Origin of the sequence: Methylopila capsulata (genome assembly GCF_016907975.1) — a bacterium.
Classification (GTDB): Bacteria; Pseudomonadota; Alphaproteobacteria; order Rhizobiales; family Methylopilaceae; genus Methylopila; species Methylopila capsulata.
The window spans coordinates 126,829-142,629 of sequence record NZ_JAFBCY010000005.1; the positions used below are offsets into that span (position 1 = coordinate 126,829).

The 15,801-nt window shown below is 71.0% G+C and carries 12 protein-coding genes; 8 read left to right on the forward strand and 4 right to left on the reverse strand.

The features are described from left to right. Positions 1–140 precede the first annotated feature (140 nt). The 5 genes from JOD31_RS18600 (at position 141) to JOD31_RS18620 (ending at position 6,803) form a co-directional block, all read left to right on the forward strand. Positions 141–1,646, forward strand: a complete 1,506-nt coding sequence (locus tag JOD31_RS18600) for an amino acid permease (RefSeq protein WP_204951929.1) — start codon at positions 141–143, stop codon at positions 1,644–1,646. 75 nt (positions 1,647–1,721) lie between these two features. Continuing rightward, positions 1,722–3,089: a glutamine synthetase family protein gene (locus tag JOD31_RS18605; RefSeq protein ID WP_204951930.1), complete on the forward strand. Its 1,368-nt coding sequence runs from the start codon at positions 1,722–1,724 to the stop codon at positions 3,087–3,089. Positions 3,090–3,117: 28 nt separating this feature from the next. Further along, positions 3,118–4,503 carry an aldehyde dehydrogenase family protein gene (locus JOD31_RS18610; protein ID WP_204951931.1) on the forward strand — a complete coding sequence of 462 codons (1,386 nt, stop codon included), beginning with the start codon at positions 3,118–3,120 and terminating at the stop codon, positions 4,501–4,503. Between the two features lie 237 nt (positions 4,504–4,740). Further along, positions 4,741–5,919 (forward strand): iron-containing alcohol dehydrogenase, encoded by a 1,179-nt coding sequence (locus JOD31_RS18615; RefSeq protein ID WP_204951932.1) that lies wholly within the window; start codon positions 4,741–4,743, stop codon positions 5,917–5,919. Further along, entirely contained in the window at positions 5,916–6,803 is an 888-nt protein-coding gene (locus JOD31_RS18620) for a type 1 glutamine amidotransferase (RefSeq protein ID WP_204951933.1), read from the forward strand. The genes JOD31_RS18615 and JOD31_RS18620 overlap by 4 nt, the downstream gene beginning before the upstream one ends. A 325-nt stretch (positions 6,804–7,128) precedes the next feature. Here the strand turns inward: JOD31_RS18620 and JOD31_RS18625 are convergent, their stop codons facing one another. The 3 genes from JOD31_RS18625 to JOD31_RS18635 all read right to left on the reverse strand — a co-directional run bounded on the left by JOD31_RS18625 (position 7,129) and on the right by JOD31_RS18635 (position 9,855). Further along, positions 7,129–7,941 (reverse strand): OmpA/MotB family protein, encoded by an 813-nt coding sequence (locus JOD31_RS18625; RefSeq protein ID WP_204951934.1) that lies wholly within the window; start codon positions 7,939–7,941, stop codon positions 7,129–7,131. Between the two features lies 1 nt (position 7,942). Then, positions 7,943–8,713 (reverse strand): motility protein A, encoded by a 771-nt coding sequence (locus JOD31_RS18630; RefSeq protein ID WP_204951935.1) that lies wholly within the window; start codon positions 8,711–8,713, stop codon positions 7,943–7,945. A 131-nt stretch (positions 8,714–8,844) separates the two neighbouring features. Further along, positions 8,845–9,855 (reverse strand): KpsF/GutQ family sugar-phosphate isomerase, encoded by a 1,011-nt coding sequence (locus JOD31_RS18635; RefSeq protein ID WP_204951936.1) that lies wholly within the window; start codon positions 9,853–9,855, stop codon positions 8,845–8,847. A gap of 196 nt (positions 9,856–10,051) precedes the next feature. Here JOD31_RS18635 and JOD31_RS18640 point away from each other — a divergent pair, with 196 nt between their 5' ends. Next, on the forward strand, positions 10,052–11,536 hold the full coding sequence (locus tag JOD31_RS18640; protein ID WP_204951937.1) for an outer membrane beta-barrel protein: 1,485 nt from the start codon (positions 10,052–10,054) through the stop codon (positions 11,534–11,536). Between the two features lie 229 nt (positions 11,537–11,765). Here JOD31_RS18640 and galU read toward each other — a convergent pair whose 3' ends face one another. Next, positions 11,766–12,644, reverse strand: a complete 879-nt coding sequence (gene galU, locus JOD31_RS18645) for a UTP--glucose-1-phosphate uridylyltransferase GalU (RefSeq protein ID WP_204951938.1) — start codon at positions 12,642–12,644, stop codon at positions 11,766–11,768. Positions 12,645–12,905: 261 nt separating this feature from the next. Here galU and JOD31_RS18650 point away from each other — a divergent pair, with 261 nt between their 5' ends. Beyond that, complete coding sequence (locus JOD31_RS18650) at positions 12,906–14,126, forward strand: lytic murein transglycosylase (protein ID WP_204951939.1); 1,221 nt, start codon at positions 12,906–12,908, stop codon at positions 14,124–14,126. A gap of 46 nt (positions 14,127–14,172) precedes the next feature. Then, a complete protein-coding gene (locus JOD31_RS18655; protein WP_204951940.1) occupies positions 14,173–15,639 on the forward strand; it encodes an SGNH/GDSL hydrolase family protein in 1,467 nt (488 codons plus the stop codon). Positions 15,640–15,801 lie beyond the last annotated feature (162 nt).

Genomic DNA, 15,801 nt, shown 5'->3' on the forward strand with positions numbered 1-15,801 from the left:
ACGATCGACGTGCGCGGAACGTTCATTCCAAACACGGGACGGTGAACACATTCGCCGCGGCATCGGACGGGGGACGCGTCGACCGGCGCGGAAACGAGGGCGCCGCGCTCGACCACTGACGACAACGGGGATTGAGCGGCATGGCACAGGACGGCAAGAGCGGCGTCACCTACCAGAAGGTGGACGCCGGCTACTTCGAAAAACGCGGTCTGACGCGCTACGCGGGCGTCGCGAGCCTCTGGGCGCTCGGCGTCGGCGCGGTCATCTCGGGGCACTTCTCGGGCTGGAACTTCGGCTTCGCCACCGGCGGCTGGGGCGGCATGCTGGTCGCGGCCATGATCATCGCGATCATGTACCTCGGCCTGACCTTCTCGATCGCCGAGATGTCGGCCGCCCTGCCGCACACCGGCGCGGCCTACTCCTTCGCCCGCACGGCGATGGGTCCCTGGGGCGGCTTCTTCACCGGCCTCTGCGAAAACGTCGAATACGTCATCACGCCGGCGGTCGTCGTCACCTTCATCACCGGCTACGTCAACTCGATCTTCGGGCTCGATCCGGCCTATTCGCCGCTGATCTGGCTGACGTTCTACGTGCTCTTCGTGGCGCTGAACGTGTTCGGCCTGGAGCTGTCGTTCAAGGTGACAATGGTGTTCACGCTGCTGTCGCTCGCCGTGCTGGTGTTCTTCTGGGTCAGCGCGATCCCGCACATGGACTTCTCGCGCTGGGCGCTGAACATCGCGGCCGGCCCCGACGGCGCCCCGGTCGAGCTGCCCGAGGGCGGCGGTTCGTGGTTCCCGTTCGGCGTCTCGGGCGTGCTCGCCACGCTGCCCTTCGCGGTGTGGCTGTTCCTCGCCATCGAGCAGCTTCCGCTCGCAGCCGAAGAGTCGGTGGACCCGGCCCGCGACATGCCGAAGGGCATCGTGCTCGGCATGATCACGCTGATCGTCTCGGCCTTCATGATCGTGCTGCTCAACCCGTCGGTCGCGGGCGTCGGCTCGTTCCATCTCGCGACGGCGCTCGAGCCGCTGCTCGACGGCTTCAAGGCGGTCTACGGCGACGGCGGCGTGGTGATCCTCGGCATCGTGGCGCTCACCGGCCTGATCTCGAGCTTCCACACCATCCTCTACGCGCAGGGTAGGCAGATCTACTCGCTCTCCCGCGCGGGCTACTTCCCCCGCGGCCTGTCGGTGACGCATTCGACCTACCGCACGCCCTACGTCGCGATGATCGTCGGCTCGCTGGTCGGCTTCGGCGTGATGCTGATCATCTGGTTCGCGCTCGGCGCGGAGACGGCGGGCTCCACCATCGGCAGCGTGCTGCTGAACATGGCGGTGTCCGGCGCGATGTTCTCCTACATCGCCCAGGCGATCTCGTTCATCCTGCTGCGCAAAAACGCGCCCCACATCAAGCGGCCGTTCAAGAGCCCGGCCGGCGTCGCCGGGGCGGTGCTGACGATCGTGATCGCGATCATCACGCTGTTCTACCAGGTGCAGGACCCCAACTTCACCAAGGGCGTGCTCTGGGTGCTGGTGTGGTTCGGCCTCGCCACCGTCTACTTCGGCGTCTACGGCCGTCACAAGCTTGTGCTCTCGCCGGAGGAAGAGTTCGCCCTGTCCGGCGGCAAGGGCGAGTACAAATCGCACTGAGCGCCGCACGGCGTCATCTCACGCTTGCATCCCGGCCTCGCGGCCGGGATGCGGCAGTCGGGGCCCTTGACACACATGAGCGCGCCCTCGCCCCACACCGCCGACAGCCTCCTCGCCCTCGTGACGGAGCGCGGGCTCTCCCACGTCAAGGTCGGGGTGACGGACGCGGACGGCGTGCTGCGCGGCAAATACATGAGCCGCGAGAAGTTCGCCTCGGCGCTCGAAAAGGGCTTCGGCTTCTGCGACGTGATCTTCGGCTGGGATTCGAACGACCAGCTCTACGACAACACGAGCTTCACCGGCTGGCGCACGGCGTTTCCCGACGCGGAGGTCCGCCTCGTTCCCGAGACCGCGCGCGACCTGCCGCTCGAAGGCGACATGGTGTTCGTGCTGGGCGAGTTCGGGGGCCGGGCCGAGGCGATCTGCCCGCGCGGGGTGCTGAAGCGGACGCTCGCCCACGCCGCGGACATGGGCTTTTCCGTCAAGGCCGCCGCGGAGTTCGAGTTCTTCCTGTTCGAGGAGACGCCGCGCTCGGTCCGCGACAAGGGCTACGCCGGGCTGACGCCGATGACGCCGGGCTTCTTCGGCTATTCGGTGCTGCGCTCGGGCGTCCACTCCGCGCTCTACGCCGACCTGCTGAAGCTCTGCGCGGACATGCGCATGCCGATCGAGGGGCTGCACACCGAGACCGGGCCGGGGGTGCTCGAAGCCGCGATCGAGGTCTCCGACGCGCTCGAGGCCGCCGACCGCGCCACGCTGTTCAAGACCATGGCCAAGACCTTCGCCCAGAAGCGCGGGCTGATGGCGACCTTCATGGCCAAGTGGTCCAAGGAGTATCCCGGCCAGTCCGGGCACCTCCACCTGTCGCTGCAGGACGCGGACGGCCGCTCCGCCTTCCACGACGCGGCGAAGCCTCACGGCATGTCCGACGCCATGCGTTGGTTCGTGGGCGGGCAGCAGGCGCTGATGCCGGAGCTGCTCGCCATGGCCGCGCCGACGGTGAACGCCTACACGCGCATGGTCCCCGGCTTCTGGGCGCCGACCGACGCCACCTGGGGCGTGGAGAACCGCACCTGCGCGCTGCGCGTGATCGAGGGCGGCCCGAAGGCCCAGCGCGTCGAGTACCGGATCACCGCGGCCGACATAAACCCCTACGTCGCGCTCGCCGCGGCCCTCGGCTCCGGCCTCTGGGGGATCGCGCGCCGGATCGAGCCGGACGCGCCCGTGACGAGCAGCGCCTACGACATGCGCCACCCGGCGGAGCGCGCCCTGCCCCGCTCGCTCGGCGAGGCCGCGGCGCGGTTTTCGAAATCGAAGCCGGCGGAGGAGCTTTTTGGCGCCGCATTCGTGGAGCATTGGGCCGCGACCCGCGACTGGGAGCAGCGCGAGTTCAACAAGGCCATCACCGACTGGGAGCTGCAGCGCTATTTCGAGATCATCTGACGCGCGGCGACACTTGAAACGGACGATCATGACCGACCTCATCTGCATCTCCCCCATCGACGGCCGCGAGGTCGCCCGCCGGCCGATCGACGGCCCTGACGTCGTCGCGGCCGCCGTCGCCGACGCCACGCGCGCGCAGAAGGACTGGGCGAAGGTCTCCGTCGCCGAGCGCGGCCAGAAGATGCTCGCCTTCCTCGAGGCGCTGCTCGGCCTCAACCAGCAGATCATCCCCGAGCTCGCGCTGCAGATGGGCCGCCCCGTGCGCTACGGCGGCGAGATGCGCGGCGTCGAGGAGCGGGTGAAGCACTGCGTCACGATCGCCGAGAAGGCGCTGGCCCCGCTTGTCCCCGAGCCGAAGCCGGGGTTCCGCCGCATGATCAAGCGCACGCCGATCGGCGTCGTGCTGGTGATCGCGCCGTGGAACTACCCCTTCCTGACCGCGGTCAACACCATCGTCCCGGCGCTGATCGCCGGCAACGCGGTGCTGCTGAAGCACGCCAACCAGACGATCCTCGCCGGCGAGCGGCTGCAGGAGGCGATGGACACGGCGGGCCTGCCGAAGGGCCTGTTCCGCAACCTCTATCTCGGCCACGACGAGACCTCGGACCTGATCCGCTCCGGCGCGGTCGGCCACATCAACTTCACCGGCTCGGTCGGCGGCGGGCGGGCCATCGAGCGCGCCGCGGCCGGGACCTTCGCGAGCCTTGGGCTGGAGCTCGGCGGCAAGGACCCCGCCTATGTCCGGGCCGACGCCGACCTCGACTTCGCGATCGAGAACCTCGCGGACGGCGCCTTCTACAACTCCGGCCAGTGCTGCTGCGGGATCGAACGCGTCTACGTGCACGAAAGCCTCTACGACCGCTTCGTGGACGGGGTCGTCGAAGCCGCCTCGAAGTATGTGCTCGGCAACCCGCTCGACGACGCCACCACGCTCGGGCCGATGTCCGCGACCCGCTTCGCCGAGACCGTGCGCGCCCAGACCGCGGAGGCGATCGCCAAGGGCGCGAAGGCCCATCTCGACCCGCGCGCCTTCGCGGCCGACAAGGCCGGCACGCCCTATCTCGCGCCCCAGGTGCTGACCAACGTCGACCACTCCATGAGCGTGATGATGGAGGAGAGCTTCGGGCCCGTCGTCGGGATCATGAAGGTCTCGGGCGACGAGGAGGCGCTGCGGCTGATGAACGACAGCCCCTACGGCCTCACCGCCTCGATCTGGACGAAGGACGTCGACCTCGCCGAGGCGCTCGGCGACCGGGTCGAGACCGGCACCGTGTTCATGAACCGCTGCGACTACCTCGACCCGGCGCTCGCCTGGACCGGCGTCAAGGACACCGGCCGCGGCGCCGGCCTCTCCGAGATCGGCTTCCACACGCTGACGCGGCCGAAGAGCTTCCATCTCCGCGAGGCGACGTAACCTTCCTGATCCCTCCTCGCGCCGAAGGCGTGGGGAGGGTGGCCCGCCGCGCAGCGGCGGGCCGGGTGGGGCCTTCGACGCCGCGGCGGATAAGGCCTTCAGGAGGACGCGGGACGCGTCCGACGTGAACGGGCGCCTCGGTCAACCCGGCGGCGCACCCCACTCGACCTCGCTGACGCGAGGCCACGACGTCGCTTGTGACCACCCATCGACCGCATTCCTGCCGCGAGAACGCCCATGACCAGCCCCTTCACCGCCGCCTGGAACTACCCGACCCGTGTCCTCGTCGGCCCCGGCCGCATCGCGGACCTCGGCGAGGCCTGCGCGCAGGCCGGGATCGCGCGGCCGCTGCTCGTCACCGATCCCGGGCTGATGAGCACGCCGCTCGTCGCGCGCGCGCTTGAAATCCTGGCGCGCGCCGGGCGGCCCGCGACCGTGTTCTCCGAGGTGAAGGGCAACCCGACCAACGCCAACGTCGAGGCGGGGGTCGCGGCCTACACGGCGGCGGACGCGGACGGCGTCGTGGCCTTCGGCGGCGGCTCGGGGCTCGACGTCGGCAAGATGGTCGCCTTCATGGCCGGCCAGACCCGGCCGATCTGGGACTTCGAGGACGTTGGCGACTGGTGGACCCGCGCCGACGCCGCGGCCATCGCGCCGATCGTGGCGGTCCCCACCACCGCCGGCACCGGCTCCGAGGTCGGCCGCGCCGCGGTCGTCACCAACGAGGCGAGCCACGAGAAGAAGATCATCTTCCACCCGAAGATGCAGCCGGCGGTCGTCATCCTCGATCCCGAGCTGACGGTCGGGCTGCCGCCGAAGCTCACGGCCTGGACCGGCTTCGACGCGCTCGCCCACTGCCTCGAGGCGTTCTCCGCCCCCGGCTTCCACCCCATGGCGGACGGCGTCGCGGTGAACGGCGCGCGGCTGATCAAGCTCTATCTCCCGCGCGCGGTGGCCGACGGCGCCGACATCGAGGCCCGCGCCAACATGCTCGCCGCCGCCAGCATGGGCGCGACCGCGTTCCAGAAGGGCCTCGGCGCCATCCACTCGCTGTCGCACCCCGTCGGCGCGCTCTACGACACCCACCACGGCCTCACCAACGGCGTGGTCATGCCCTACGTCTTCCTCGCCAACCGCCCGGCGATCGAGGAGCGCTTCACCCACCTCGCGCGCTCATTCGAGATCGACGGCGGGTTCGACGGCTTCATCGACTGGCTCCTGCGCTTCCGCGAGGACCTGCACGTACCCCACGCGCTGGCCGAGCTCGGGGTGGACGAGAGCCGCATCGACGAGATGGCGGAGAAGGCCGAGCGCGATCCCTCGACCGGCGGCAATCCCATCCCGTTCAAGGCCGCGGACTTCGCGCGGCTCTACCGCGCCGCGATCCGCGGCGACCTCGACGCGGCGCGGGCGTGACCGCGATGCGTCCGCTCCGCCTGCTCGTCGTCGAGGGCAACCCCAAGGCCATGCGCGAGCGGCACGCCGCCGTCTCGGGCCAGACGCCGAGCGCGTTCTACGCCGACATCCTTTCCGGGCTCGCGGCTGACGAGACACTCGAGGCCACGGTCGACGTCTGCTTTCCGGCGGACGAGGGCGCCAACCTGCCGGACGGCTCGGACCTCGCGTCCTACGACGGCGTCGCGATCACCGGCTCCGGGCTCAACCTGTGGAAGGCGGAGCGCGAGTCGCTGGTGCAGGTGGACTTCGCCCGCGCGGTCTACGACGCCGGCGTGCCCTTCTTCGGCTCGTGCTGGGGCCTGCAGGTGGCCGCGGCCGCGGCCGGCGGCGAGGTGAAGCTGAACCCGCAGGGCCGCGAGATCGGCATCGCCCGCGCGATCCACATCACCGACGCCGGCCGCGGCCATCCGCTCCACGCCGGCCGCACCCAGGTGTTCGACGCGCCCGCGATCCACTCCGACGAGGTGGCGGCCGTGCCGCCGGGCGCGATCGTGACCGCGACCAACGACCTCTGCGCCGTGCAGGCGGCCGAGATCCGGCACGGAAACGGCGTGTTCTGGGGCGTGCAGTTTCACCCGGAATACACCTTCGCCGAACTCGGCGGGATCCTGTCGCGCTACACGCCGATCATGCTGGAGGAGGGTTTCTTTCGCGACGGCGAGGAGGCGGCCGGCTACATCACCGACCTCGTGGCGCTCGACGCCGATCCCGGCCGCAAGGACGTCGCCTGGCGCCTCGGCGTCGCGCCCTCCGTGCTCGACCCGAAGATCCGCCGCACCGAGCTGATCAACTGGCTCACGCTGCAGGTGCTGCCGACCGCGAGCGCGCGCCTGAGGGGGTGAGGCGGCGGCTCGGCTGGCCGCTCCGCCCGCGTCCCGGCCTTGAGCCGGGACCAAGATTCTCAGGTCATCTCAAGAGGGCGCGGCGGCCGGCGCGCGAGCCTTATCCTGATGCCCACCCCACCCGGTCGGCCTGCGGCCGTCCACCCTCCCCTGTCCCAGGGGAGGGATCCCCGCGCCTCCTCTTCCACGCCGCAGATCCGGGCTCGGGCGATCCCTCCTCGCGCCGAAGGCGTGGGGAGGGTGGCCTTGGCGAAGCCAAGGTCGGGTGGGGCCTTGTGCGTAGGGCGCGGTCGCGGGCCCAGCGTGGAGCCAAACGGGCAAAACCCTACGGCTTCAGGTCCATCGGCAGCGCGCCGGGGGCGGCAGTCAACGAGATCGTCACGCGGCGGTTGGCGGCGATCTGGGGCGCGTCGGGGAACATCGGGTCGGTCGCGGCCTTGCCCTGCACCACGGTGAAGCGGCCGTCCGGCACGCCGTTCGAGGCCAGCAGCTCCCGCGCCGCGCTCGCCCGGTCGGCGGACAGGCGCCAGGCGTCGAGCGCGCCGGCCTCGGACACGCCCGCCGCCGTGTGGCCGGTGACGTAGATCGGGTAGTTCAGCGCGCGGATCGTCGGCGCCATGGCGGTCAGCGCGTCGACGATGCGCTGCGAGGGCCGCGCCGAGCCGGGCTGGAACATCGAGCGGCCGTCCTGGTCGATCAGCGAGATCGACACGCCCTCGGAGTTGTCCTCGACGACGATCTGGTTCGAGACGTCCGCGATCTCCGGCATGGCGCGCAGCGCCTGGCGCAGGCTCGCGGCGGCGCGGGCGTAGCCGCGGGCGACGGCCGCGGTGTCCGCCTTGTCCTTGGACAGCGGCCCCGACAGGTTCGCGGCGTCGTTCATGGTCTTGGCGCTGTTGTTTAGCAGCTCGGTGCGCGTCGGCGTGCCGCCGATGTCGATCACGCCCGCCGCCACGACCTCCCGCTGCGAGCCGAAGGCCTCGCGCATGGAGCCGGCGACCGCCGCCATCTTCTTCTTGTCCTGGTTCGAGAACGCGACCAGCACCACGAAGAAGGCCATCAGCAGGCCCATCAGGTCGGCGAAGGTGACGAACCAGCCGTGTCCGCCGCCGTGGTCGGCGTGCTTCTTCTTGGCCATGTCAGGCCGCCGCCTCGATCACGGCCGCCCGGTGCTTCTCCGGCAGGTAGGCGATCAGCATTTCCTTGACGACCGCCGGGCTCTTGCCGGCGCGCAGCTGGAGCACGCCGTCGATCACCAGCGTCTGGTTCAGCTCGTCATGGGCGAACTTGATGGCGAGCTTGTCGGCGATCGGCAGGAAGAAGAAGTTGCCGACGATCGCGCCGTAGAGCGTGGCGAGCAGCGCGATCGCCATGAACACGCCGAGCTTCGAGGGGTCCGACATCTCGGCGAACATCTGCACCATGCCGATGAGCGTCCCGATCATGCCGAAGGCCGGCGCGCAGTCGCCGATGCCCCGGAACACCTTGCCGGCCATCTCCAGCCGGTGAAGGTTCAGGTCGCGCTCGCGCTCCAGGGTCTCGCGGATGAAGGTCTCGTCGAAGCCGTCGGCGACGTAGCGCACCCCCTTGGCGAGGAAGGGATCATGCGGCGTCGCCTTGTCCAGCCCGACCGGCCCGGACTTGCGCACGATCGCCGCCATCTCGGCGATCTCGGCGATCAGGTCGCGCGGGTTGCCGTGGCTGCCGCGGAAGACGGTCTTGATCGCGGTCGGAAAGGCCGAGAGGAACGCGCTGAGCTCGAAACGGATCAGCGTGGCGGTGAGCGAGCCGCCGAAGATCACGATCACCGCGTGCTCGGAGTAGTAGCGCTCCAGACCGCCGCCTTCATGGATCAGGAAGCCGAGGACGCCGATGCCGCCCACGAAACCGATGATGGTCGCGAAATCCATGTCCGCCCCTTGCGCGCGCCGCACCGGAATTCTTCCGCGGCCGTGGGAGGATGGTGAAGATTCCCGGTTAAGGCGGGGTGAAGGCGCTCCGGGGCCGGCGCTTCCGGAGATCTACGGACGCCGCGCGGGCGTCACGCCACGCCGAGCTTGAGCAGGTCGTGGATGTGGACGAGGCCGACCGGCTTGCCGCCGTCGACGACGAAGAGGGCGGTGATCGCCCGGCTCTGCAGCTCGCTCAGCGCCTGGGCGGCGAGGTCGGTCGAGCGCACCGTGCGCGGCGAGCGGGTCATGACCTCCTCGACCGCCATGGCGGTGAGGCCCGGGCCCATGTGGCGGCGGAGGTCGCCGTCGGTGACGATGCCGACCAGCTCTCCGCCCGCGTCCGTGACGCCGACGCAGCCGAAGCTCTTCGCCGACATCACGATCAGCGCCTCGGACATCTTGGTGCCGAGCGGCGCGAGCGGCACGGACTCGCCCTGGTGCATGGCGTCGCGCACGAAGGTGAGCACCGCGCCGAGCTTGCCGCCGGGGTGGAAGCGGCGGAAGTCGGACGGCGTGAAGCTGCGGCTCTCCAGCAGCGCGACGGCGAGCGCGTCGCCGATCGCCATCTGCATGGTGGTCGAGGTGGTGGGGGCGAGGCCGTGCGGGCAGGCCTCGGTCGCGCGCGGCAGCACGAGCGCGATGTCCGCCTCGCGCCCGAGCGCGCTGTCCGCGCGCGAGGTGACCGCGATCAGCGGCACCCGGAACCGGCCGGTGTAGTGCACCATGTCGCGCAGCTCCGCGGTCTCGCCGGACCACGACAGCGCGATCACCACGTCGTCGGAGGTGATCATGCCGAGATCGCCGTGGCTGGCCTCGGCCGGGTGCACGAAGAAGGCCGGCGTGCCGGTGGAGGCGAAGGTCGCCGCGATCTTGCGGCCCACGTGGCCGCTCTTGCCCATGCCGGAGACGATGGTGCGCCCGCGCGCCGCCGCGATGGTCTCGACCGCGCGCGCGAAGGGATCGCCCAGGGCGCCGCTGAGCGCCGCGGCGAGCTCCGAAAGGCCGGCGGCTTCGGTCTCGACCGTGCGCAGCGCCGAGGCGACGGACTGGGCCGGCGTCGTCAGGCCGGGCGACGGGGGGGTGCGCAGAGGTTCGGCCATCGAACGATCAGTCCTGGAATGCGACGGGTCCGCAAGGCCCGGGAGCCCCGCGGATCCCCTAACTAGCACCGCCGCCGCGACCGCGCCAAGCCGGCCCGCGGCAAGGCTTTGTTAACCACGATGGTTTCAAGGTCGTTAACCACGCCGCCGGTTCGCGCCGCGCCGGTCTCCGTCCACGCGCCGATCCAAGGACGCCATGCCGCGCGCGCAGCGCCTTGCAGCCCTCGCCCTCGTCGCGCTCGTCGCGGCGGCTGGCGTCGCGCGCGGTCAGGAAGCCCTCGACGACGAACCGCTGCGCCGGCTCGACCCCGACACGCTCGCCGGCGGCGACTACGGCGGGACCGAACCCCAGCCGCTCGCCGGCGGAACCTACGGCCGCGAGCCGCAAGCCGCGCCGCGCGCGGCGGTCGAGGAGCCGCTCACCACCCAGCTCCAGATCGGCGACCCGCTGGCGGGCTCGCGCGCGGGCTTCGGCGCGCCGCCGCGGGGGCCGCGCGCGCGCCGGCTCGCGGACGAGCCCTACAGCCCGACGGGCATCCGGGCGGGCGCCTTCATCCTGCGGCCGACGCTGGAGAGCACCGCGGGCTACGACACCAACCCGAACGAGGTGAAGACCGGCGGCAAGGGCTCGGCCTACGGGCGGCTCCGCGGCGACCTCGACGCGGTCTCCGACTGGTCCCGCCACCAGCTCGATGTGCGGCTCAGCGGCCAGATCCGCAAGTTCACCAACGCGCCGGACATCGGCCTGGAGCCGCAGGCGAGCGCGACGGTCGACGGCCGGATCGACGTGACCGCCGACACGCAGATCGTCACCCAGCTGCGCGCCTCGATCACCACCTCGAGCCCCGGCGACCCGGAGACCGCGACCGACGTCGACGGCGACGAGATCCAGAAGTCCTACGGCGCGACGCTCGGCGTCGCCAAGCGCTTCAACCGCTTCAGCCTGCAGCTCGACGGGCTGGTCGACCGCTACCTCTACGACGACAGCAAGCTGCTCGACGGCAGCGAACTCGACAACTCCGACCGCATCTACAACGCCTACGAGGTGCGGCTGCGCGGCGCCTACGAGCTCTCGCCGCGGCTGCAGCCCTTCGCCGAGATCGCGGTCGACACCCGCGACTACGACAAGCGGTTCGAGCGGCTGGAAGACGCCGAGGGCAACCCGGTCAATGGAAAGAAGCTCGGCTCGGACGGCTACGCGCTGCGGGCGGGCGCGAAGTTCGAGGCGACGCGGCTGATCACCGGCGAGCTGGCGCTGGGCTACGGCCGCCAGACGCCCAAGGAAAAAAGCCTCGATCCGGTCGAAGGCCTGCTGATCGACGGCTCGATCGCCTGGGTCCCGACGGCGCTCACCACCGTCCGGCTCAACGCCCGCAGCGCGCTGCAGGAGACCAACCTCACCGGCGCAAGCGGCGTGCTGACGCGCTCGGTCGGCGTCGCGGTGGAGCATGCGCTGCGCCGGAACGTGCTCCTCACGGCGCGCGCGACGGTGGAGCGGCTGAACTACAAGGGCATCGGCCGCGTCGACGACGCCGTCACCCTGGCGCTCGAGGGCGAATACCGGCTGAACCGGTCGCTCTCGCTCATCGGCAGCTTCCAGCACGAGAAGCTCGCGAGCTCCGAAAGCGGCGAGGGCTACAGCTCCTCGATCATCGAGGTCGGCCTGCGTTTGAGGCGGTGACCGGGGCGGGTGGGCGCCGGTCGGATGAGGGGTCGTCCGGGACATCCCGAGCCGTTGGAGGTCGTCCGAGACGACGCCGCACCCCAACCCTCTCCCGCAGGGGGAGAGGGGACCACGACGTCGCGCATCACCTCAACGCGAAGAGCCACGCTCTGCTGTTGAGGGCGCGTAAGCGCCGGATGAGGGGTCATCTGGGACATCCTGAACGGCGTCGAGGGCGGCGACCCTCTCAGCCCCGCAGCAGGGCCTCGAGCTCCTTGCGGAAGTCGCCGGCGAGGTCGTCGCGTTCGAGCGCGTAGGCGACGTTCGCGGTGAGGAAGCCGATCTTGGAGCCGGTGTCGAACACCCGACCCTCGAAGGCGAAGCCCGAGAAGGCCTGCTCCTTCGCGAGCGAGAGCATGGCGTCAGTGAGCTGGATCTCGCCGCCGGCGCCCGCCTCCTGCTTCGCCAGCAGAGTGAAGATCTCGGGCTGCAGGATGTACCGCCCCGAGATGGCGTAGTTCGATTCCGCCGTGCCCTGCTTCGGCTTCTCGACCATCGAGGTCATCTTGAAGCCCTTGCCGATCTTCTCGCCGGCGCCGACGATGCCGTACTGGTGCGTCTGGTCGTCCGGCACCTCGTAGGTCGCGACCACGTTGCCGCCGGCGGCGTTGTAGACGTCGATCATCTCGGCGAGGCAGCTGCGGTCCTCGCTCTGGTGCAGCATGTCCGGCAGCAGCAGCGCGAAGGGCTCGTTGCCCACGAGCTCGCGCGCGCACCACACCGCATGGCCGAGGCCGAGCGGCTCCTGCTGGCGGGTGAAGCTCGCTTGGCCGGCGCTCGGCAGGTCCTCCTTGAGAAGGCGCAGCGCATCCAGCTTGCCGCGGCGCTCCAGCGTCGCCTCGAGCTCGAACTGCTTGTCGAAGTGATCCTCGATGACGCCCTTGTTTCGGCCGGTGACGAAGATGAAATGTTCGATGCCGGCCTCGCGGGCCTCGTCCACCACGTGCTGGATCACCGGCCGGTCGACCACCGTCAGCATTTCCTTCGGCACCGCCTTGGTGGCGGGCAGGAAGCGGGTGCCGAGACCCGCGACGGGGAACACGGCCTTGCGGATGGGACGGGACATTGGTTCTCCGGGCGTTCGCGTCATTTTATGAACGGCGGTCCATTGACCGTCGTCCGAGCGTAGTTCTGGGGCTGAGAGCCGCCGCGTAAAGGCGCGGCGCGGAAGGAGGGCGACGCAAGACCGTTTCCCGGCGCTCACGTCCTGCTGATCATCAAGGACCAACGCGGTTAACCGAATGCAAACTCTGGCGCGTATGCTGCCGGCAGATATCAGGAACGCAATCGGGCGGCTGAGGCGGCCCGGCTCAGAGGAGACGTCGACATGCGCCTTGCAGGTCGCCCCGTCCGATTCGCCAGCGCCACGCTGACCGCCGCCCTGCTCGGCCTCGCTCTTGCGAGCCCGGCCGCGGCGGATGCGATCGACCAGCGGTTCCAGGCCTTCGTCGCCCAGCTCCGCCCGCAGGCGGCGGCCGCAGGCGTCAGCGCCGGGACCTTCGACCGCGCCTTCCGCGGCCTGAAGCCCGACCGCGAGGCGATCGCGAAGTCGCAGTACCAGCCCGAGTTCAAGACGACGATGGCGCAGTACATCGACACGCGGGTGTCGGACACGCGCATCAACGCCGGCCGCGAGAACTACCAGCAGTGGGCCAAGACGCTCGCGGCGCTGGAGCGTTCGACCGGCGTCGACCGCTACGCCATCCTGTCGGTCTGGGGCATGGAGACCAACTACGGCGGCTCCATGGGCGGGCACAACGTGATCGAGGCGCTGGCGACGCTCGCCTGCTGCCAGTCGCGCCGGCCGGAGTTCTTCCGCAAGGAGCTGATCACGGCGCTGCAGATCCTCCAGCGGGGCGACGTGGCCCCGGAGAACATGATCGGCTCCTGGGCCGGCGCCATGGGCCACACCCAGTTCATGCCGACGAGCTTCAAGGCCTACGCCGCGGACGGCGACGGCGACGGCCGCCGCGACATCTGGACCTCGGTGCCGGACGCGCTGGCCTCGACCGCCAACTATCTCCGGAAGCACGGCTGGCGCTCCGGCGAGACCTGGGGCTACGAGGTCATCCTTCCCGGCGGCATGAACGCCAAGGCGGGCGCCAAGATGCCGCTCGGCCGCTGGCAGGCGGCGGGCGTCCAGCGCGCCTCCGGCGGCGGCTTCGCCCGCGCCACCGACGTCGCCACCCTGCTGCAGCCCGCGGGCCCGCGCGGCCCGTCGTTCCTGATGACGCAGAACTTCCGGGTCATCAAACGCTACAACAACGCCGACAGCTACGCCCTCGCGGTCGGGCACCTCGCCGACCGCATCCGCGGCGGCGGCGCCTTCGTCACGCCCTGGCCGAACCACGACAAGCCTCTCGACGAGCAGGAGCGGCTGGAACTCCAGGCGCTGCTCGCCCGCCGCGGCTTCGCCGTTGGCGAGCCGGACGGCAAGATCGGGCCTGCGACCCGCGAGGCGATCATGTCCTACCAGCAGCGCCAGGGCCTCGCGCCCGACGGCTACGCCGGGGTCTCCCTGCTCCGGCACCTGCGCTCCGCGCGGTAAGGTCCGCGCATGGTCGGCGCGGGGGGATCATGGTAGCGTCCTCGCCATGATCCGGCGCATCCCGACCGGCGCGTTCCCCGCGCGCCTGCTGGCCGTAATGCTGGCCCTCGGCGGGCTTGCGCTCTCGTTCGCCCCCGCCTCGGCCCAGGACGGCTACTACCGCCGCTACTACGACGCGCCCGGCGGCTACGTGCGGGAGCGGTCCTACGACCGCTACGACGAAGACCGCATGATCGACGAGCGCGTCAACGCCTACCGGCGTGAGGCGCTCGCGCGCCGCGAGGCGGAGCGGCGGCGGGCCGTGGACGACGCAGCGCGCACCGTGCGCCGGCGCGAGAGCCAGCCCAACTTCTTGCAGCGCCTGTTCGGCGCGCGGCCGCGCGCCCCCGAGATCGACGACGGCTGGACGGCGCGCCGCGACCCCGGCGCCGTCGAGGTGAGGCCGAAGCCCCGCGCGCGCCGCAAGCCGGCGGAGCCCACGCCGACCCCGGTGCCGCCGATCCCGACCGGCGACCCGAGCGCGCCCCTCGCCCCGCCCAGCGTCTTCGTCGCCGTGATCGGCGACAGCGTCGCCGACGGCCTCGCCGGCGGGCTGCAAGAGGCCTTCGCCGATGCGCCCGAGATCGGCGTCAAGCGCTACGCCCGGCCCAACGCCGGCCTGGTGCGCGCCGACTACCACGACTTCGCCGACGCCGCGCAGAAGGCGGTCGACGAGGGCCCGCTCGCCTATGCGGTGATCGACGTCGGCGTGAACGATCGCCAGCCCTTCCTCGACATGCGCGACGCGGCCCCGCTCTCGGCGCCCTGGCGCGAGCGTTACCTCGCGCGGGTCGACGCGCTGATCGCGCCCTTCAAGGCGAAGAAGATCCCGGTCTATTGGGTCGGCCTCGCGCCCTCCTCCAGCGCGCGCGTGAACTCCGACCTGATCGCGCTGAACGCCCTGGTGAAGGAACGGGTGCAGGCCGCGGGCGGGACCTTCGTGGACGTGTGGGAAGGCTTCGTCGACGAGAACGGCGCCTACGCCGCCGTGGGCCCGCAGCTCGACGGCCAGAACGCGCGCCTGCGGCTCGACGACGGCGTGCATTTCTCCAAGGCCGGCTCCCGCAAGCTCGCGCACTACGTCGAGCAGGAGATTCGCAAGGCCTACCGTCCGAAGCCGGCGGACGCCCTGATCGGCGCGCTGCCGAACGGCGGGGAACCCAACGCCTCGCCGCTGGTCGACCGGCCGAAGCCGCTGGCGGGCCCGGTGGTGGTGCTCACCGCCCCCCGCCGCTCCGAGGGCGGCGCGCTCGTCGGCGGCGCGGCGGGTCCGCGTTCGGACGCCGCGGAGCGCCTGCTGGTCCGCGGCGAGGCGCTGAACGCCGACCCCGGCCGCCTGGACGACCACCGCTGGCCGGGCGCCGAGGCCGCGAAAGCCGATTCGGTCAAGCCGGACGCGGCCGAGCTAGATGCGGCAAAGCCAGATGCGGCAAAGCCGGACGCCCCCGCCGAGGCGGCTGCGGCGAAGCGCTGAGATCTAGAGCGGTCTTGCATCAGGCGACGCGACGGCGCCTCGCACTCCGCCGTCGCCCCGGGCTTGTACCGGGGCCCATAAGCCCGCCGGTCGCGGTTGGTCGCCGCCGGCGGGATTATGGATTCCGGGACTCGCCCGGAATGACGGCGGGATTCACCGCGT

Coding starts and splice junctions, on each gene's coding strand:
- JOD31_RS18600 (WP_204951929.1), top strand. CDS start 141: ATGGCACAGGACGGCAAGAGCGGCGTCACCTACCAGAAGGTGGACGCC.
- JOD31_RS18605 (WP_204951930.1), top strand. CDS start 1,722: ATGAGCGCGCCCTCGCCCCACACCGCCGACAGCCTCCTCGCCCTCGTG.
- JOD31_RS18610 (WP_204951931.1), top strand. CDS start 3,118: ATGACCGACCTCATCTGCATCTCCCCCATCGACGGCCGCGAGGTCGCC.
- JOD31_RS18615 (WP_204951932.1), top strand. CDS start 4,741: ATGACCAGCCCCTTCACCGCCGCCTGGAACTACCCGACCCGTGTCCTC.
- JOD31_RS18625 (WP_204951934.1), bottom strand. CDS start 7,941: ATGGCCAAGAAGAAGCACGCCGACCACGGCGGCGGACACGGCTGGTTC.
- JOD31_RS18630 (WP_204951935.1), bottom strand. CDS start 8,713: ATGGATTTCGCGACCATCATCGGTTTCGTGGGCGGCATCGGCGTCCTC.
- JOD31_RS18635 (WP_204951936.1), bottom strand. CDS start 9,855: ATGGCCGAACCTCTGCGCACCCCCCCGTCGCCCGGCCTGACGACGCCG.
- JOD31_RS18640 (WP_204951937.1), top strand. CDS start 10,052: ATGCCGCGCGCGCAGCGCCTTGCAGCCCTCGCCCTCGTCGCGCTCGTC.
- galU (WP_204951938.1), bottom strand. CDS start 12,644: ATGTCCCGTCCCATCCGCAAGGCCGTGTTCCCCGTCGCGGGTCTCGGC.
- JOD31_RS18650 (WP_204951939.1), top strand. CDS start 12,906: ATGCGCCTTGCAGGTCGCCCCGTCCGATTCGCCAGCGCCACGCTGACC.
- JOD31_RS18655 (WP_204951940.1), top strand. CDS start 14,173: ATGATCCGGCGCATCCCGACCGGCGCGTTCCCCGCGCGCCTGCTGGCC.